14 protein-coding genes and 4 tRNA genes are annotated in these 18,747 nt (G+C 66.8%); 10 read left to right on the forward strand and 8 right to left on the reverse strand.

Going from position 1 to position 18,747, the window contains the following annotated elements; genetic code table 11:
* Nucleotides 1-18 precede the first annotated feature (18 nt).
* Nucleotides 19-795, forward strand: coding sequence for a phosphate ABC transporter ATP-binding protein PstB (gene pstB, locus QH168_RS12785; RefSeq protein ID WP_280234812.1), 777 nt, complete (start codon nucleotides 19-21; stop codon nucleotides 793-795).
* Between the two features lie 78 nt (nucleotides 796-873).
* Here pstB and phoU read toward each other — a convergent pair whose 3' ends face one another.
* The 3 genes from phoU to dusB all read right to left on the reverse strand — a co-directional run bounded on the left by phoU (nucleotide 874) and on the right by dusB (nucleotide 5,435).
* The gene (gene phoU / locus QH168_RS12790; protein ID WP_280234813.1) at nucleotides 874-1,536 is read right to left on the reverse strand and encodes a phosphate signaling complex protein PhoU; all 663 of its coding nucleotides are present in this window, start codon (nucleotides 1,534-1,536) and stop codon (nucleotides 874-876) included.
* A 65-nt stretch (nucleotides 1,537-1,601) separates the two neighbouring features.
* Nucleotides 1,602-4,055: an LCP family protein gene (locus QH168_RS12795; protein ID WP_280234814.1), complete on the reverse strand. Its 2,454-nt coding sequence runs from the start codon at nucleotides 4,053-4,055 to the stop codon at nucleotides 1,602-1,604.
* A 234-nt stretch (nucleotides 4,056-4,289) separates the two neighbouring features.
* Complete coding sequence (gene dusB / locus QH168_RS12800) at nucleotides 4,290-5,435, reverse strand: tRNA dihydrouridine synthase DusB (protein WP_280234953.1); 1,146 nt, start codon at nucleotides 5,433-5,435, stop codon at nucleotides 4,290-4,292.
* A gap of 204 nt (nucleotides 5,436-5,639) precedes the next feature.
* Between dusB and QH168_RS12805 the strand changes: the two genes are divergently transcribed.
* Nucleotides 5,640-6,254, forward strand: coding sequence for a hypothetical protein (locus QH168_RS12805; RefSeq protein WP_280234815.1), 615 nt, complete (start codon nucleotides 5,640-5,642; stop codon nucleotides 6,252-6,254).
* Nucleotides 6,255-6,361: 107 nt separating this feature from the next.
* Here the strand turns inward: QH168_RS12805 and QH168_RS12810 are convergent, their stop codons facing one another.
* The gene (locus tag QH168_RS12810) at nucleotides 6,362-7,333 is read right to left on the reverse strand and encodes an acyl-ACP desaturase (protein WP_280234816.1); all 972 of its coding nucleotides are present in this window, start codon (nucleotides 7,331-7,333) and stop codon (nucleotides 6,362-6,364) included.
* Nucleotides 7,334-7,748: 415 nt separating this feature from the next.
* Between QH168_RS12810 and QH168_RS12815 the strand changes: the two genes are divergently transcribed.
* Nucleotides 7,749-7,871 (forward strand): hypothetical protein, encoded by a 123-nt coding sequence (locus tag QH168_RS12815; RefSeq protein WP_280234817.1) that lies wholly within the window; start codon nucleotides 7,749-7,751, stop codon nucleotides 7,869-7,871.
* Between the two features lie 61 nt (nucleotides 7,872-7,932).
* On the opposite strand, the gene QH168_RS12820 is transcribed toward QH168_RS12815, so the two are convergent.
* Nucleotides 7,933-8,005 (reverse strand) — tRNA-Lys (locus QH168_RS12820).
* A gap of 777 nt (nucleotides 8,006-8,782) precedes the next feature.
* Between QH168_RS12820 and QH168_RS12825 the strand changes: the two genes are divergently transcribed.
* From QH168_RS12825 to QH168_RS12850, 6 genes are all read left to right on the forward strand, one after another.
* Entirely contained in the window at nucleotides 8,783-9,448 is a 666-nt protein-coding gene (locus QH168_RS12825; protein ID WP_280234818.1) for a TetR/AcrR family transcriptional regulator, read from the forward strand.
* Nucleotides 9,449-9,543: 95 nt separating this feature from the next.
* Nucleotides 9,544-9,616 (forward strand) — tRNA-Glu (locus QH168_RS12830).
* Nucleotides 9,617-9,645: 29 nt separating this feature from the next.
* Nucleotides 9,646-9,719 (forward strand) — tRNA-Asp (locus QH168_RS12835).
* A 58-nt stretch (nucleotides 9,720-9,777) separates the two neighbouring features.
* Nucleotides 9,778-9,851, forward strand: a tRNA-Phe gene (locus QH168_RS12840).
* A 417-nt stretch (nucleotides 9,852-10,268) separates the two neighbouring features.
* On the forward strand, nucleotides 10,269-10,454 hold the full coding sequence (locus QH168_RS12845; protein WP_280234819.1) for a hypothetical protein: 186 nt from the start codon (nucleotides 10,269-10,271) through the stop codon (nucleotides 10,452-10,454).
* 255 nt (nucleotides 10,455-10,709) lie between these two features.
* Nucleotides 10,710-11,429, forward strand: coding sequence for a polyprenol monophosphomannose synthase (locus QH168_RS12850; RefSeq protein ID WP_280234820.1), 720 nt, complete (start codon nucleotides 10,710-10,712; stop codon nucleotides 11,427-11,429).
* 51 nt (nucleotides 11,430-11,480) lie between these two features.
* Here QH168_RS12850 and QH168_RS12855 read toward each other — a convergent pair whose 3' ends face one another.
* Entirely contained in the window at nucleotides 11,481-12,950 is a 1,470-nt protein-coding gene (locus QH168_RS12855) for an HAD-IB family hydrolase (protein ID WP_280234821.1), read from the reverse strand.
* Nucleotides 12,950-15,409, reverse strand: coding sequence for a glycerol-3-phosphate 1-O-acyltransferase (locus QH168_RS12860; protein ID WP_280234822.1), 2,460 nt, complete (start codon nucleotides 15,407-15,409; stop codon nucleotides 12,950-12,952). The genes QH168_RS12855 and QH168_RS12860 overlap by 1 nt, the downstream gene beginning before the upstream one ends.
* A gap of 177 nt (nucleotides 15,410-15,586) precedes the next feature.
* Between QH168_RS12860 and QH168_RS12865 the strand changes: the two genes are divergently transcribed.
* A complete protein-coding gene (locus tag QH168_RS12865; RefSeq protein WP_432421085.1) occupies nucleotides 15,587-16,900 on the forward strand; it encodes a salicylate synthase in 1,314 nt (437 codons plus the stop codon).
* A gap of 110 nt (nucleotides 16,901-17,010) precedes the next feature.
* Here the strand turns inward: QH168_RS12865 and QH168_RS12870 are convergent, their stop codons facing one another.
* Entirely contained in the window at nucleotides 17,011-18,648 is a 1,638-nt protein-coding gene (locus QH168_RS12870; protein WP_280234824.1) for a (2,3-dihydroxybenzoyl)adenylate synthase, read from the reverse strand.
* Nucleotides 18,649-18,747 lie beyond the last annotated feature (99 nt).

Genomic DNA, 18,747 nt, shown 5'->3' on the forward strand with positions numbered 1-18,747 from the left:
AGCGAACGGATAACCACGATGGCCAAGCGGATCGATATCAAAGACCTGAACATCTTCTACGGCAAATTCCACGCCGTGGCCGACGTATCGCTGACCGTGCTGCCCCGCAGCGTCACCGCCTTCATCGGTCCGTCGGGTTGCGGTAAGTCCACCGTGCTGCGTTCGCTCAACCGGATGCACGAGGTCACTCCGAGCGCCCGCGTCGAGGGCGCGGTGATGCTCGACGGTGAGGACATCTACGGCTCGCAGATCGACCCGGTCGGTGTGCGCCGCACCATCGGCATGGTCTTCCAGCGTCCGAACCCGTTCCCCACCATGTCGATTCGCGACAATGTGGTGGCCGGACTGAAGTTGCAGGGCGTGCGCAGCAAGAAGGAACTCGACGAGGTCGCCGAGCGCTCGCTGCGCGGGGCGAACCTGTGGAACGAGGTCAAGGACCGGCTCGACAAGCCGGGCGGCGGCCTGTCCGGTGGTCAGCAGCAGCGCCTGTGCATCGCGCGCGCCATCGCGGTCTCCCCGGATGTGCTGCTGATGGACGAACCCTGTTCGGCGCTCGACCCGATCTCCACCCTGGCGATCGAGGATCTGATCACCGAGCTCAAGAAGGAATTCACCATCGTCATCGTCACCCACAACATGCAGCAGGCCGCGCGTGTGAGTGACCAGACCGGATTCTTCAATCTCGAAGCCCAGGGCAAACCGGGCAAACTGATCGAGATCGACGACACCGAGAAGATCTTCTCCAACCCGTCGCAGAAGCAGACCGAGGACTACATCTCCGGTCGCTTCGGGTGATGTGTGGGAGCCGGGACGACCCGGCTCCCTGAATACGGAAAAGGCCCGCGTGATCCGCGGGCCTTTTCCGTATGTCCGTTACACCTCGGCGTCGTCGTCCGATGGCAGCTCGCCGGTGACGAGGAACACCACCCGGCGGCCGATTTCGACGGCGTGGTCGGCGAAGCGCTCGTAGTAGCGGCCGAGCAGCGTGACATCGACGGCCGCGGCGACGCCGTACTTCCAATCGCGGTCCATCAGCAGGGTGAACAGGTGGCGATGCAGATCGTCCATCGCCTCGTCTTCCTGGTTGAGCTGGGCCGCGCGTTCCGGGTCGCGGGTCTCGAGCACCTCTTTGGCGCTCTCACCCATGCTGACCGCGATCCGGCCCATCTCGGCGAAGTAGCCGTTGACCGATTCGGGAACCGCGTGGTTCGGGTGCCGCCTGCGGGTCACCTTGGCGACGTGCAGGGCCAGCGCACCCATCCGGTTGACGTCGTTGACGATCTGGATGGCGCTCACCACCTGCCGCAGATCCCCCGCGACCGGTGCCTGCAACGCGAGCAGCGCGAACGTCCGTTCTTCGACATCGGAGATCATCTCCGAGATCCGGTCGTACTCACTGATCACCTGTTCGGCCAATGACAGATCGGCCTGGAGCAGCGATTGGGTGGCCCGTTCCATGGCCGAACCCGCGAGACCGGCCATCTCGCCCAACAGCTGAGCGAGACCGGCCATTTGCTCGTTGTAGATGACACGCATGAAAACTGACACTAGTTCGCGCCGCTGTCCAAGTCACGAACAGCGGGTGAAATGCCGGGGCGAGGTCAGGAGCAGATGTCGTCGGCGGCGTTGATGTGCTCGAGGTCATCCGGCAGCACGACCTCGCCGGTGGCGGCCGGTGCGGCAGGGACGTCGGTGATCGCCTCGCCCACGGCCGTCGGCTCGTTGACGACGCCCTGGTAGTCGGAGCCGAGGACGACCTCGATGATGCCGCCGAGATCCTCCGCGTCGGATGCCGCCATGCTCGCACCGGGGATCGCGCTGGCCACCGTGGCGGCTTCGGCCTCATAGCCCGCCGTGTACCGCACGATCGTGGTGTCCGAGATACCGGCCGTGTAGTTGCCGGTGTTGTAGATCGGGAAGCCGACGTTGTTCAGTTTGTTGGCCACCGTGCTGGCCTGACCACTGATCCCGGAACCGTTGGACACCAGCAACGAGACGGTGCTCGGGTCGACGGCCACATAGGCGGGCGGCTCCGGCGCGGCGGGTGCCGGGGAGGGCGGCGGTGCGGTCGCACCCGGCTTCTCGCCCGGCAGTGGCTGATCGTCGCGAATCGCCTTGTAGATGGCCTTGATATCGGATTCGCGCGGGATCTCGTTGCCGTAGGCGGTGGTGCCAGCGGTCGGGATGGTGAGGAAGGTGACCGCACCGGCGTCGACGCCGGCCAGCGAGCGGCCGAGGGTGAGCAGATCGTCCGGTTTGACCTTGTCGACGAAGGTGGCGGCGGAGAAGGCCTTGACGAAGCCGTTGAGTTTGCCGAGATCGAGCAGGACCTTGCTCGACAGGGCGGTGCGCAGCAGGGAGGCCAGGAACTTCTGCTGACGGTTGATGCGGTCGTAATCGCCGCGGATCTCGCCGTAGACCTTGCGGGCGCGCACGTAGTTGAGCGCGGTCGCACCGTTGATGGTCTGCTTGCCCGCCTTCTCCAGCACGGTGCCCAGCTCGTCGTCGATGAGCGGTTCGGTCGTGCAGACCTGGACGCCGCCCACCTCGTCGACCATCGCCTCGAAACCGGCGAAATCGATACCGATGAAGTGATTGATGGTGCTACCGGTCAACCGCTGGATGGTCGCCACCAGGCAGCGCGGTCCGCCGAGCGCGTACACCGCGTTGAGCTTGCCGCCCATCTCCGAGGGGTAGGACTCCTCGGTGTAGCTGTTGTTGGCATTGTCCCAACCGTCGCATTTGGGTCGGGTCACGTCCAGGTCGCGAGGGAAGGACACCATGACCACGCGCTGGCGGTTCTTCGGAACATGCACCAGCAGCACAGTGTCGGCGCGGGCGCCTTCGGCGTCTTCGATGGTTCCGGCGCCGAGTTCCCCGTTCGCGCCGGCGCGGGTATCGGTGCCGACGATGAGGTAATTCTCATCGCCGAGCTGCGCATTGCCGTCGATGACGTCTTCGGAGTTGTCGCCGAGGGCGGAGACCTGATTGAGGCCGTTCTCCCCGGCGCGAAGATAGGTCCAGCCGCCGCCGGTGATCAGGAGCGCAACGGCGGCGAAGACGGCGAGCGTGACCCGTCCGGCCAGACGTGCACGGCGATGTTTGCGCAGCTTGCTCTCGGCCAGCCGGGTCCGCCGCGGCGAACCGACGGCTTCCGGCGTCGCGGCGCTTTCGGTGGTCGGCCAGGAACCGGTCGTGGATCGTGCCCGGCCGGGGCGTTTGGCGTCGTCGACGGGCGGAATGACATCGGTGACGACCTCGGGAGGTTCTGGCTCACCGCGTCGGTTCGCCACCTCGGCCGTTCCGGCGATGTCCTGGACGACCGGCGAGGCGCCCGTCTTCCCGGCGCCGCGCGGTGTGCTGTTCGATTGCCGGGCGCGGCCAGGGCCGGACTTCGGCGCCGCCGAATCGGCCGCGGTCGCGGCGGGCTGTCGGCGTTTCGGGTCCGGGCGGGTCGGGCCGCCGACTCCTGGGTCGGGCTGACGCCGCAGCGCACCGGTTTCCCTACCGCGCGGCGGTGCCTCGGCAGTCGGGTACGGGGCGTCGGCGAGAGTGGGATCCACCGCTCGGCGCTGGGTGGGTTCGCCGCGGCGCGGCGCGGGCCGCCTGCCATCGTCGGGCGGGACGGGGGCCGACGGCCGCTGATTCGGTGGTGTGCGGTGCTGATCGAGCGCGGCGGGTGGCTGCGGTGGCCGGGACTGCCGTGCGCCGGGCACGGGTCGCTGTTCCGGCGCGATCGGCTGTCGCGCGGCGGTGTCGGGCCGTCGCTGCGGGGATTGCGACTGGCGCCCGGATGCGGGCCGCCCCTGGGGTTCTTGACCGCGCCCGGGAGCGGGTTCGGCGGCCCTTCGCCTGCCGGTGCGTTCGTTGTCGACCCGGTTGACCAGATCCTGGACCGAGATCGAGGTGGATTCGACGTCAGGGGTGACGTCGGCATGGCGGGATCTACGCGGCGCGTCGACGCCATCTCGTTCGGGGGAACCCGCCGCGGGATACCGCTCCCACGGGGCGCGACCTCCGGGCCGTGGCGAATGCCCGTGCCGATCGTCACCCACCAACGAACCTCGCTTTTCGTTCTGCCGCATTGCCCGGCCGGACTGTTGTATCCAGTCTGACCGCTGATCGACCGGGCACGGCGTTGTCGCCACCGCGGCCGGTCGACCGAAGTGATTCCGCAATGATAACGATTCCGCCACGGTCGGCCACCCGGCGCGAAGCCCGCTCTATCGAAATGTCATATGCCGAAGCGAATGCTGAACAGTTGCCCGGCCGCGGTCCTTCGCCGACGCTCAGCCGCCGCTGTGCATCAGATCGGCGCCCGCGGGAACGGCCGGATCGTCGGGATCGTCGAGCCAGCCGTGCGGCAGGGCGACCTTGCCCGGTGAACCCTGGCGGCCACGCGGACCCTCGGCGTCGCGGGGGAACGGCGCGCTGGGATCGAGCTTGCCGATGAGGTCCTCGAGCTGGACGAGGCTCGACACCGTCGCGAACGAGCGCCGCAGATCCGCCCCCACCGGGAAGCCCATCAGGTACCAGGCCATGTGTTTGCGCAGGTCACGCATGGCTTTTTCCTCGCCGAGGTGATCGGCGAGCAGCGCGCCGTGCCGATGCAGCACCTCGCCGACGCGGCCCAGATTCGGCGGTTCGGGCAGCGGCTCGCCGCGTAGCGCGGCCTGGAGTTCGGCGAACAGCCACGGCCTACCGAGGCATCCGCGCCCGACGACGACGCCGTCGCAGCCGGTCTCGTCCATCATCCGCACGGCATCGTCGGCGGAGAAGATATCGCCGTTGCCGAGGACCGGAATGGTGGTGACAGCCTCTTTGAGCCGGGCGATCGCCGACCAGTCGGCCTCCCCGGAATACCGCTGCGCCGCCGTGCGGGCATGCAGCGCGACCGCCGCGGCGCCCTCGGCTTCGGCGATCCGGCCCGCGTCCAGATAGGTCAGGTGATCGTCATCGATGCCGATGCGGAACTTCACCGTCACCGGCACGCCCGCCGGCTCGGCTCCGGCCACCATCGCCTGCACGATCCGGGCGAACAGTGCCCGCTTGTACGGCAGTGCGGCGCCTCCGCCGAGCCTGGTCACCTTGGGGACCGGGCAGCCGAGGTTGAGATCGATGTGATCGGCCAAGCCCTCGCCGACGATGATGCGGACCGCCTCGCCGAGTGTGGCCGGATCGACGCCGTAGAGCTGCATCGATCGCGGATGTTCGTCGGCATCGAACGACATCATGTGCAGGGTCTTCTCATTGCGTTCCACCACCGCGCGGGCGGTGATCATCTCGCAGACATAGATCGAGGTCGGGCTGCCGAACTCGCGGCACAGTCTGCGGAACGCCAGATTTGTGATTCCGGCCATCGGCGCGAGCACCACCGCCGGATCGACCGGATACGGCCCGATCCGCAGCGCCGTGCTCTGCTCGCTCGTCGTCATCGTCACGCCCTCCAGTGTCTCATCCGTGCGGTACTGCTCATCGCGACGATCGGCTCACACTCCGGGGTGCCCGGTGCTCGGCCGGTCAACTGGTGTATGTGACCCTGGGTTCGAGGTACTTGTGACCAATTCGTTAGCCTGATGTTCGCAAGGCATCGCCGCCGGGGAGTTTGTGCGATGCGGTATGCGATCGAAAGAGGATCAATGACCGAGCACTCCGGAAGCGGCGCCACCGCGACCATCGACAAGGAAGCCGCACCGGCTCCCACGGCGCCGACACCCGAACCCGTCCGACCAGGCACCGTCTCGGTGCAGGTGTCGACCATCGTCCGCGGTGCCGTCATCGGCGCGTTGGCGATCGCCGTCGTGGTGTTCGCCGCGCTGTGGTTGTCCACCCGCGGCGATATCGCCGATCGCGAGGCGCGCGCGACGGCCGAGGCCCGCGCCGAACAGGTCGCCACCGAATACGCGGTCGGCGCGGCCACCGTCGACTACCAGAACATCAACGGCTGGGTCGGCAGCCTCAAGGCGGGCACCACCGATCAGCTGGCGGGCAAGATGGATTCGACCGCTCCGCTGCTGGAGCGGGTCCTGATACCGCTGAAGTGGACCTCCACCGCGTCGCCGATCACCGCGAAGGTGATGTCCGAGGACAGCGGCGTCTATCAGGTGAGTGTGTTCGTCAACGTGAACTCGACCAACGCCCAGACTCCGGACGGCGCGCAGACCACCGTGAGCTACAGCGTGACGATCGATGAGAACGACGGCTGGAAGATCACCGATGTGGGTGGAGTCGGCGGCGCGCTGCCGCTGAAGTAGACGCACTGCCACCGAGCTGGCCGCGCGGGCAGCGCCCATCGACCAGAAAGCGCCGCCCCTCCGATATCGGAGGGGCGGCGCTTCTTTGTCTTCGCAGTGTGCCGGCGTCAGCTCGCGGCGGAACTCGCCAGCTCGCGTTCGCGCTTCGCGGCCTCGCGGGCCAGCATGCGGTCGCGCTGTTCCTCGAACTTGATGACGTCCTTGCCCAGCTTGTCGAGGAAGTTGCCGAGGCGCTCGCGGGTCTCCTCGCCGCGCGCGGTGAAGTCGGTGCGGTCGAAGATGTTCCACTTCTTCAGTACCGGCTGCACCACCTCTTCGAGATGCTGGCGCAGATCGTAGATGCCGTGCTTGGCCATCAGCACGCCGTTGCGGCGGAAATTGGGCATACCGGCGCCGGGCATCTGGAAGTTCTCCAGGATCAGCGCGATTGCGTCGAGCGCCTGATCGGGCGCCAGATCCAGGGCCGCACCGCACATGTTGCGGTAGAAGATCATGTGCAGGTTCTCGTCGGCGGCCACGCGCTGGAGCATGCGGTCGGCGATCGGGTCGTCGCAGACCTTGCCGGTATTGCGGTGCGAGACACGGGTGGCCAGCTCCTGGAAGGTCACATACGCGACCGAGTGCAGGAATCCGGCGTCGGCCTCCGCGGGGGAGGCGAACCCGTTGGTCATGTGGACCATGCGTGCTTCTTCGAGCGCGACGGGGTCGACGCCGCGGGTGACGACGAGGTAGTCGCGCATGACGATGCCGTGGCGGTTCTCCTCGGCGGTCCAGCGACCGACCCAGGTGCCCCACGCCCCGTCCTGGGAGAAGTTCTCCGCGATCTCACGGTGGTACGAGGGCAGGTTGTCCTCGGTGAGCAAGTTGGTGATCATCGCGGCCTTGGCGACTTCACTCAGCTTCGACTGTTCGGGGTCCCAGTCGATACCGCCGAGCGCGGCGAAATTGCGGCCGTCGTCCCACGGGACGTAGTCGTGCGGATGCCATTCCTTTGCCAGGGAAAGGTGCCGGTTGACGTTCTCTTCGGCAACCGGCTCCAACTCCGTCAGCAGCTCGAGTTGAGTCAGATCCCTTGCCATGTAATCAAGCCCTTCATCTCTGCGATCTTGCGGGTCGCCCCCCTCAGGTTTGACCGTTGCCGATGCGGCCATACCTTACGGCACCGTAGGTGTGATGCGAAACGCATCGGGCCACGGAATTTACGTGGTGATGGACGTCATACGCCGTCGTCGGCGCTCGGCAACTACTAGCGAGTGTATGACCTCCGGCCAGCAGCGAGGGGACTATCGCTGCGGGGCGCGGTGGCGTTAGCGCGAAGGTGATCTTGTGCGGTGGGCGTGGTGGTGTGTGCGATGGGTGTCGTCGGCCATGGCCGCGCCGTCGACTGATGAGATGATCTACATGCGCTTATCGTGAGTGGATGGGTATTGACTTCCGGCCGCAGGGCTCTGCGATGCGAGTGGGGCTGTCCTGACCGGCGGTGCACATCGCGTCATGCGTGAATGGCGCGGCCGCGTCGGCATCGCGGCGGAATCATGGCAGACCGACCGATTCGAGGCCGATGATGTGCTGGCGCGCGCCGGGAACACGATCGAGCGGACCCATCCGAACGCTTGATCCGCACCCCGTGCCGTGAACGAGTCGGGCGTCCGGTGGTGACCACCGGACGCCCGCGCGGTGCCCCCACCAGGGCTCGAACCTGGGACCTGCGGATTAAAAGTCCGTAGCTCTACCAACTGAGCTATAGGGGCGCGGTTGGCAAGTGTAATGGGCTGGTGCGGTTTCGCGTAACCGGGGCGGGTGGTGAGTCCGGGGGTGGGTGGTCGGGCGGTCACGTGACGCTGGCGGGTCGGACCTGTGGTGCGGTCCGCGTCGGGTGTGATGGGGGTCGTGAGGGGTGGGGTGTGGGTAGCTTTGTCGACTTTTGGATGGGCGCGATATCATCCAAATATGTTGCATACCAATGAGTTCGGATATCCGCCTGTCATGGGCGGCCGATGTCGGCGGCGGTGGCGGGTGTAATGATCACCGGGTACGGAACACGGTAGCCGAATATCCAACGACACTGTGTCGCTTGTCGATTCGTGCGCGCCGGGTCACCCTGGTCGTTGCGTGGAGTTTGCTGCGGTCCGCCCTCGGCGGGTCGGCAACCTCACTCTTACGGTTTGCCGCGTGTCGGGCGACGTTTGCGGGTACCGTGGCGAATCGGTGAATTCGGGGCTTCCCATGAGTTGACGCCGCAGGAGGCAAATCGGGGACGACGAAAAGCGCGACGACGAAAAGGCCCGGATGCGCACCCCCTGCGGCGCACCCGGGCGGGAAAATTATACCAGTCGGTGTGTTTCGGGTTTCTCGCCTAGTTTTCGTACCAAAAGTTTGTATTCGGGGCGAAAACCCTGTTGTAAGTGTTGATAAAACTCATAACTTCGCATCTGTGGCCTGTTTCCCTTCGGGCTCGTCATGGCTGCGAAGGAGCCCGCCGGGGTGGAACTCCTTGGGCTCCATAAGGCTTCGGAGGCGTTTCGAAGATGGCACGGCAGCAAGAGCGGGCCCGCCGGACACGTGCGGCGATCATCAGGTCCGCCGCCGTTGAGTTCGGTAAGAGCGGCTACGCCGCCGCATCGCTCAACCGCATACTGGAAGGATCGCGAGCCACCAAGGGCGCCATGTACTTCCATTTCGATTCCAAGGAGGATCTGGCGCGCGCCGTCCTCGACACGGCGCTGGATCGATATCGATTCTCCGCCGACCGCTGGCTGGCGCGCACCGACCTCGGTCCGCTCGACGTCATGCACGGCATGCTCGACGAGATCGCGCTACGGCTCGAGCACGACATCATCGTGCAGGCCGAATTCCGGCTCATCATCGAGCCCGACTTCTACCGCGACGTCCCCAACGGCGGCGGACGGATCATCGCCCGAGCCACCCGCTCGCTCGCCGTGCGCGCCATCGAGCAGGGTCAGCTACGCGCCGACGCCGACCCCGACCGCTTCGCCCGCACCCTCGCGGCCGCGCTGGCGGGTCAGCGCTACTTCATCGACCTGTTCGGCAACGGAGTCGATCTGCGTTCGCGATTCCAGGAAGCGCTCGAGGTGGTGATCGAGTCCATGTCGACCCCGGAATGGGTGGAGCGATTCCGTCGCGAGGGCTGGCGCGCGGGCGCTCGGCTGGAAGAGCTCGGTTTAGCGCTCTGACCAGCCGGTTTGGGAAACCTCGCAACTCTGTCATAAGCTATGCGAGCTCCCAACGGACAGCCGTTGTAAAGCCGGTCCGGAGAAATCCGGGACGAGCCCCCTTCGTCTAGCGGCCTAGGACGCCGCCCTTTCAAGGCGGTAGCGCGGGTTCGAATCCCGTAGGGGGTACGATCTTCGGATCGTAAGAGGTAGTGCAAGGCCCTGTGGCGCAGTTGGTTAGCGCGCCGCCCTGTCACGGCGGAGGTCGCGGGTTCGAGTCCCGTCAGGGTCGCAAGTAAACGCCGGAGCAATCCGGCGTTTCACGTATGGCATTCCGTTCGGGTGCCTGCGGCCAGGTAGCTCAGTTGGTACGAGCGTCCGCCTGAAAAGCGGAAGGTCGCCGGTTCGATCCCGGCCCTGGCCACCCTCCGCCCTCCGTCATGCTCGCTGAAAGCGCTCGCGTTGGCGGAGGGTTTGTTTTATTTGAGGGGGTGCAACCCCCCGTCCCCGCCCGGCGGGGCTTCGCCCCCCGGCCCCCCGACGGTTGGTTGCGTTTCAGCTTCGTCCCCCCGGACGGTTGTTGGGTCTTAGCTGCGTCCCCCCGACAGTTGGTTGGGTCTCCCGGACGGTTGTTGCGTCTTAGCTTCGTCCCCCCGGACGGTTGTTGCTTCTTAGGCTTTGTCTCTGTGGGTGCGCACAGTTCGGGCGATTCACGCGAGGTCGGGTATGTCTACTGTGGTCATGATTTTCGGCCGATGATCGCTCCAGGGGTCATGCGGGGACACGGGGTGGGTTCGGCTATTTCCGTGCTGGGCGCTGAGGCTGGTGGGAAGCTGGGTGGATGGCTGAATCCTGGTATTACTGCCTGAAGCACAAGCGGGCCGAACAGGGGAAACGGTGCTGGTTCGCGGATCGGCTCGGGCCGTTTCCGGATCGGGCCACGGCGGAGCGGGCCTTGGAGATCGTGCGGGAACGCAATGCCGCCGAGGATGCGCGGGACCAGAAATGGCGTGACGGAAGTAACTGAGCGCGGTCGCCGCATCGGGAGCCTGCGGCGGCGCCGTGCGCGGGCTGTGTGCTGGGCGACAATCGAATTCGAGCGAACGGCGGTGTTCGTGAGATCACCGGATGTGCGTCCGGCGCCGTGAGGTGGCAGAGTGTGGCCCTGGTGCGCTGAATTCGCGGGGAGGCGGATCAGCTACCGTTCACGAGAAATCAGACGATCGCTCGCGGCCTGCGCACGGGTCACCGAGCGCGACCAGGTGAGCAGGGAGGGCGACCCTTGAGGGTTACCGTTGTTGTGCCGACCTACAACGAGCGCGAAAATCTGCCTGTTGCGGTGGAACGGCTGACCGCGCTACCGGTGGCCGACCTGCACGTGCTCGTCGTGGACGACAACTCACCGGACGGCACCGGTGAAGTCGCCGACAAACTCGCCGCCGAACTGCCCAACGTCGTGAGCGTGCTGCACCGCACCGAAAAAGACGGCCTCGGCCGCGCCTACATCGCCGGAATCACCCGCGCCCTCGACGACGGCGCCGACGTGGTGATCCAGATGGACGCCGACCTGTCACACCCCGCCGAAGTCATCCCGGCCATGCTGGAGAAACTGACCGGCACCGACGCGGGCGTCGTCCTCGGCTCCCGTTATGTGCCCGGCGGCTCCACCGCCGCCGAATGGAAGTGGTACCGCAAGGCGCTGTCGGCCTGGGCCAACTTCTACGTGAACCTGATCCTGCGCCTCGGCGTCAAAGACGCCACCGCGGGCTTCAAAGCCTGGAAAGCCGACACCCTGCGCGCCATCGACGTCGCCTCGATCCGCAGTAACGGCTACTCGTTCCAGGTCGAGATGAACTACCGCACCGTCAAAAAAGGCATCTCCATCGCCGAAGTGCCCATCCGCTTCGAGGAACGCACCCTCGGCGCCTCCAAGATGAGCCTCAAGGTGCAGCTGGAATCGGCCCTCATGCCGTGGAAGCTGCTCTTCGGCCGCGCGGTCTGATCACACTCCGACACGGCTGACGGCACGTCTGCGACCGAGGACGCGGACCGCCTACTCCGGCCAGTCGAGCAGCGTATCGATGAACAGCTGCCGCACCCGCTCCACCTGGTCGTGCATATTCGCCGGATCCCACCCGCCGACATCGATCGGGTCGAGCACCGCCACCTCGACCACGCCCGGCCGGACGACCATCGAATCGCGCCAGGAGATCTCACCCGCATTGCGGATCACCACCGGAATCACCGGCACACCCGCCTGGATCGCGATATGGAAGGCGCCCTTCTTGAACGGGCCGACCTCCGGCGTATAGGAACGGGTGCCCTCCGGCGCCACGGCGATGGACAGGCCCTCGCGCAGGGTGCGCACCACCGGTTCCAGCGACGCCTTGGCGCGCGCGGTATCGGCACGATCGATGAAGGTGACCCCGACGAACCGCATCAGCGGTCCGAACACCGGATTCTTGGTCAGCTCCTTCTTACCGATCCCGGTGACCCCGCCGCCGAGCACCGCGGGAACGATGATCACGTCGTATTGGCTCTGATGGTTGAATACAAAAACCGCAGGCCGCGGCGCGCGGGCGTTATGGGCGCCGGTGACCCGCAGCCGCACACCGGTGGCCCGCAGTGTGGCGCCGGTGCCGAATTTCATCAGGGCATCGGCCATCGGCCTGCGTGCGCGCGTATAGGACTTGCTCAGCACACCGATGATCGCCCCGGCGATGAGCCCGGCGAATCCGGCGACGGTCCGCCCGATATCGGCCGCCCGCGCAGGCTGGCGCGGGCGGAAGGTCGACGCGGGCCAGTCCTGTTCCGCGCAGGTGACCGCCAGCTCGGAATCCGGGTTCACCGCGACCGGGAACCGCACCGCCGACAGGGTCGCCAGATCGACGGCGCTCGCGGCATAGGCGTAGCTGGCGTCGAGATCGATCCCGGAGGCCGCCGCGAACTCCCGGACGGCATCGGCCTTTCCCGAACGCCACAGGGTCGGGCCCTCCGGATAGCCGGTCAGTACACCCGCGTCGGCGGCCATCCGGGTGTACAGCATGTGCTCGATGCCGAGCGCCGCCGCCACCGGCGCGAGTACGTAACGGGTCGCCGAGGAGACCAGGACGACCGTGTGCCCGGCCGCTCGGTGAGTGCGGATCAGCCGCCATGCCTCGGGATGGATGCGGCCGTACACGGTGTGCTTGAACAGGCGTGTGCCGATCTCGGCGATGTCGGCCTCGGTGCGTCCGGCGAGAACCGTGGTCGCCGAATGTAGGAACCGGCCGTACGCCCTGTCGTCCGGATGGGCCCGGATACCGTCCAGCAGCAGCCCGGCCACCTGCTCGTCGCGGTCACGGCGGCCGAATGGGCGGCGACGCGCGGGCGGCGCCGCGAAACCGTCGACCACGACGCCGCCGAGTTCGAAGACCGCCGCGACCCCGGGCCCCTGCGGACCCGATCGGATCGCGGCGATGATCGAGTCGATATCCGAATACGCCGCACCCATGTCCACCGCGCCTGTCTTGTCGTCGCCCACTATCGCTCCGAAGCCGGGAGGTTGGACGGATCGAGGGCGGCGGCGCGGGAGATCCGTGTACCGATGACACGCAGCCGTTCAGCGAATTCGGCACGGCGTGCGGCTAGTTCGGCGGGCTCGGATTCGGCCGGATCCACCAGATCGTAATTGGTGGCCAGTTTGAGTGCGCTGGTGAACAATTCGGTCGATACCGATTCCGTGCTGTGCAGCCGTTGCTGCAACAGCATCTGTTTGCCCACCGCGACGCATTCATCGATGAATTGTTTGCGGTCCGCGATGGCCGCACCGCCTCGGTCGGCCAGACGTTCGGCCACCACCAGTTGGGCGTCGAAGAACGAACGCAGCACGCGGTGGGCCATCATGAAACCGGAGGCGGTGAGCTGGGCCAGGATCTCCACGCTCAGGGTGTCTCGGGTCCGGTGATTCCAACCCGGATCGATCAGCAGCATCTCGGCGGTCAACTGCTCGGAGAATTCACCGCGCTCGGGGAAGAAGAACTCGAATTTCAGCAGATCGCGCAGCCGGAACGCCTCTTCCCATCCGGTGCGCAGCGGGTCGGTGTCGATGCCGTCGTCCAGATCCTGGGTCGCGGTATCGACCGCGGCGAGGATGGACAGCTCGACGATCGCCCGGTTGACGAACCAGTGCACGGCGCTGTTGCGATAGAACGCTGCCTCGAGATGCGCCCCCGATTCGATCGAATAGACCGGTTCGAGGCCGCCTCGATACACGGTGACGACCTTGGCCAGCGACAACTGCTCCAGCACCACCGCCAGGCTCTGCTCATCGCGCAGCGCCGCCACCTCGCCGCGCGGCAGATCGCGGCGTTCGATGTAGTCGACGACCGGGGCAAGCAGATCGCAGACCTCGCGCAGGGTGAGCGCGCGTTCGTGCACGCCGAGCAGCGCGAGGGTGGCCAGCGCGTTGACGGTGATCGGGGTGACCTCGTTGATCCCGACGGCCACCTCGAAGGCCAGCCGCTGCACCGCCTTGCGTTCCAGCTCGCCCACCTCGTCGCCGGTATCGACGACCGGTGCCGCGGTGCCGTCGGCGCGATGCAGCGGAATCGACAGCGGCGGCGCGGTGAGCGGATCACCGTGGGCGGCCAGCCGTTCCCGCGCCGAGAGCGGAGCACCGAACCGGACATAGACGTGCCCGGCCGAATGCTGCTGGCTGCGCACATATCTGGCCATCCAGGCCAGGCCCTCGGGTTTCTTCTTACCGCCGGACTGTTCGCTGGCGATGGCGCCGAGTTCGTTGAGCCGCTCGTAGGTGATCGACACCGGCACCAGCATCACATCGTCGATCCGGTTCCAGCGCACCGCCGCGGCCAGGTAGTTCAACAAGCCGTAGCGCGGTGGGCGAAGTTTTCCGGTGCGGGTGCGTCCGCCCTCGAAATACCACTCCAGGTTGAAGCGTTTGGCCAGCAGATAGCCGAAATACTCTTCGACGACGGCCTTGTAGACCTCGTCGTCGCCGAAGCTGCGCCGGATGAACACGGTTCCGGTGCGCCGGGCGATCGGGCCCATCGGCCAGAACCGCAGGTTGGCGCCACCGATCACATGATTGGGCGGGAAATCGTTGCGGGCGAGCACATCACCGAGGACGAAGGCGTCGACGTAGGAGCGGTGCGAGGGCAGGAACACCAGCGGATAGCGGCGATTGAGATCGCGCAGGGCGTCCAGCCCGGATTCATCGCAGTCGACCTTCCAGGTCGAGGCGTGTACGGGCCGCATGGCCTGGGTGAACAGATCCGAGACCAGCCTGCTCTGCGCGGCGACCAGTTCCCGCAGCGCCTTCTCGGCCCGCCGGTACACCTCGTGCCTGCTCGCGCCGATGCGATCGGCGATGAGGTCGAGACGGCGCAGGAACTCGGGGGAGTCGAGGATCTCCTCGGCCACCAGCCGCGGCACCTTGTAGCGATCGCCGATGACCGAACGTTCGGCCCGTTCGAGCGCGACGACGCCCGCCCGCAGGATCGCGCGCGCGAACGGCTCGGTGGTGCCCGCGATATGCAGGGCCGAGGCCTCCGGGTTGTTGGCACGCAGTTCGCTGAGCCGCGCCGGACGTCCGGTGAGCACGACGTGCCGGTCCGGTTCGCGGCGCACCAGTCGGCGCTGGGCCAGCCGGTGCGGTTTGCGTGGATTGCTCAGCATCACCAGATCGGCGAAGGTGGTGCGGCGCACGCCCTCGCGTTCGGGTGGCAGCCACAGCACCCGGACCGGAACCACCAGCGGATCGTCGGTGCGTCCGGTCAACCGGTCGGCGATGGCGTCGGCATCCAGGTCGATCTGGGTGACCGGGGCATCGGTACCGACCTCCGCGGCGAGACCACCTTCGGCCAGCCAGGTGCCGATAAGCTCGCGTTCGACCCGTGAGGCCGCCTCTACCAGCGCGACCACCGAGCCGGTGCTCGGCTCACCGGAGCTGCGGGCCGGTGCGCCGCCGCGATCGATCATGAGTGGTCCCTCCGCAGAAACGACGATCCCTCTATTCAAGCCCGCCAGCGGGATCCGCGCAGGAACTACGGGCCGAGAGTCGCTTCTCGGCTATGGCATCGGGCACAGTTCGGTTTGCTGTAGGTAATGCTAACCTTACCTACTGAAGTAGGGTCAGCTAGTTTTCTTGGAGGATCGTTGTCGACCACGGACGAACGCTCGCGCGTTGAGTATGTGACCGATCCGGCGGCAGCGATGTCTCGCCTGGCGGCCGATGAGCGGTTCGGCGAGTACGTCATGTACGAACGCCCCGGCGATTGGGTGTTCGCCGCTGACCCGATCGGCGGCATCGAATTGGATGTCGAGGAGTTGCGGGTCACCTGGAACGGTGAGACCACCGCGACCGTGTGGGACGGCAGCCCGGCTGCCGTCGTCGACCGGGCGCTGGCCACCCTGCCGCTGGCCGGTCGCAACGCCTACGGCTGGCTCGGCTTCGAATTCTGCGCCTGGTCGCTCGGCGCCACCGATCACCTGACCCCGCGAACCTCCCTCGTGCACCTGATGATTCCGCGCATCGAGGTGAGCGTCAGCGAGGCCGGTGTACGCATCAGCGGTGCCACCGACGACGAGATCGACGTGATCCACGAGCTGATCGCCGGATCGCAGGGGCTGGAGCTGCCGGTACCGCATCCTGCTGATATCCGCATCGATCCCACCGGCTATCAGGGGCGGGTGGCCGAGGCGATCGGCGAGATCCGATCGGGGCGGTACCAGAAGGTCATCCTGTCCAGGAAGGTCGATCTGCCCTTCGCCGTCGATATTCCGGCCACCTACCGGCTCGGCCGGGCCAACAACACCCCGGCGCGTTCGTTCCTGCTGCGGCTCGGCGGGCTCGAGGCCGCGGGTTTCAGCCCGGAACTCGTCGCCTCCGTCGACGACAATCGGGTGGTCACCACCGAACCGCTGGCCGGTACCAGGGCCTTCGGCCTCGGTGACGAGATCGACCTGGCCGCGCGCGCCGATCTGCTCGCCGACCCCAAAGAGATCGTCGAACACGCGATCTCGGTGCAGACCTCCTTCGCCGAGATCGCCGCGGTCGCCGATCCCGGCACGCCCGCGGTCTCGGACTTCATGGCGGTGCGCGAACGCGGCAGTGTCCAGCATCTGGCCTCGACCGTGCGTGGCCGACTGGCCGCCGACCGGTCCAGCTGGGATGCGCTCGAGGTGCTGTTCCCGTCGGTGACCGCCTCCGGCATCCCCAAGCGGGCGGGCGTCGACTCGATCTTCCGGCTCGACCACGATCCGCGCGGACTGTACTCGGGCGCGGTGGTGACGGTCTCGCCCACCGGTGCGCTGGAGGCCAGTCTGGTGTTGCGTGCGGTGTATCAGACCACCGAGGGCGCATGGCTGCGCGCGGGAGCCGGGGTCGTCGGCCAGTCGACGCCGGAGCGTGAGTTCGAGGAGACCTGCGAGAAGCTGGGCAGTATCGCGCCGTACGTCGTCAAGGCGTAGGGGCCGGAATCCGCCGAAGGCCGTGTGGTCGTGCATGACACGATCCCACGGCCTTCGCTGTCGATCGGCGCCGTCGGTGGTGGCGGCGCGAACCGCCACCACCGACCGGATCAGCCCTCGGCCTGCAACGCCTTCTTGTCGATCTTGCCGACGGCCGTGATCGGCAGGCTCTCGGCCTGACGCAGCACATCGGGGAGCTTGTAGGTGGCAAGGCCGCGATCGGTGAGGAAGGTCTTGATCTCCACCAGCGTCGGCATCTCGCCGCTGACGACCAGTACCGCGCACACCTTCTCACCGAGGCTCGGATCGGGCAGCCCGACGGCGGCCGCATGCCGGACGGCCGGATGGGCGAGCAGATGCTCCTCGAGTTCATCGCAGGAGATGTTCTCGCCGCCGCGGTTGATCACATCCTTGATCCGGCCGGAGACCATCAGATGCCCGCTCGGCAGCCTGCGCACCAGATCACCGCTGCGGTAGAAACCGTCGGGGGTGAAGGCGCGGGCATTGTGTTCGGGTGCGCGGTAATAGCCGCGAATCGTGTAGGGGCCCTTGGTGAGCAGCTCGCCCTCGACGCCCGGCGCCACCTCGTTGCCCTCGGCATCGACGACACGCACGATATCGGCGTCCGACAGCGGTCGGCCCTGGGTGGTGCAGATCAGCTCATCGGAATCGTCGAGCCTGGTGTAGTTGAGCAGCCCTTCGGCCATGCCGAACACCTGCTGCAACTTCACCCCGAGCGCGGGCTCCACCTCGCGGGCATTGACCTCGGCCAGCTTCGCGCCGCCCACCTGCAACAGGCGCAGCGAACTCAGATCGGCCTCTTCCCATTCCACCGCCGCGCACCACAGTTGGGCCAGCGGAGGTACCACCGCGGTGACCGTCACCCGGTGGTTCTCGATGATGGCGAAGGCGTTCTCCGGGCTCGGATCGGAGACGAAGGCCACGGTCCCGCCGACCCCGACGGTGCCGAGAATGCCGGGGCAGGCCAGCGGGAAGTTGTGTGCGGCGGGCAATGTCGCCAGATAGACGTCATCGGCGGTGAGTTCGCAGACCTGTGCGCTCGCGGTGGCGTTGTAGACGTAATCATCGTGGGTGCGCGCGATCAGTTTGGGCAGACCGGTGGTGCCGCCGGAGACCAGCATCAGCGCGATATCGGCCGGATCCACCTCGGGCAGGGTGGCCCCGCTCGCGGCCCGCATATCACCCTGCGCCGGAATCGAATCGAGTGCGGTGAACTCGCCGGGATCGCCAAGCACCAGCACATGCCGCAGGCTCGGCACATTCGCGCGGACGGTGCCCGCCAGCTCGCGATAATCGAAATCGCCCGCCTGCGCGGTGATCACGTACGCGACCGCACCGGACAGGGCGGCCAGATGCTCGATCTCGGCGCGGCGGTGCGCGGGCAGGGTGAGCACCGGAATGATTCCGGCGCGCAGCACGCCGAACAGCACGGTCAGGAATTCGGCGACATTGGGGAGCTGGACCACCACCCGGTCGCCCGGTGTGAGGCCGAGGGCGAGCAGGCCGTGGGCCATCCGGTCGGCTTCGGCGTCCAATTCGGCGTAGGTGAAGGTCCGGTCACCGATCAGCGCCGTTCTGGCGGGATGTGTGCGGGCGGTGTCGCGGAGCAGATCGCCGAGACTGCGTCCCGACCAGTAGCCAGCGGCGCGGTACTGCTCGGCGTCGGCATCGGAAAAGGGCACGTAGCCGTCGCGGTGCGTGCCCGATGTGGTGGATGTGGAACTCACGTCTGCCTCACATGCGGAATCGGCGGTGATCAGGAGAATGTGTGCGCGAATCTGGTTTCAGTTATGTAGGTAAGGCAACCCTATCAGTCGCTGGTTGCG

It is taken from the genome of Nocardia cyriacigeorgica, assembly GCF_029868385.1.
Taxonomy (GTDB): domain Bacteria; phylum Actinomycetota; class Actinomycetes; order Mycobacteriales; family Mycobacteriaceae; genus Nocardia; species Nocardia cyriacigeorgica_F.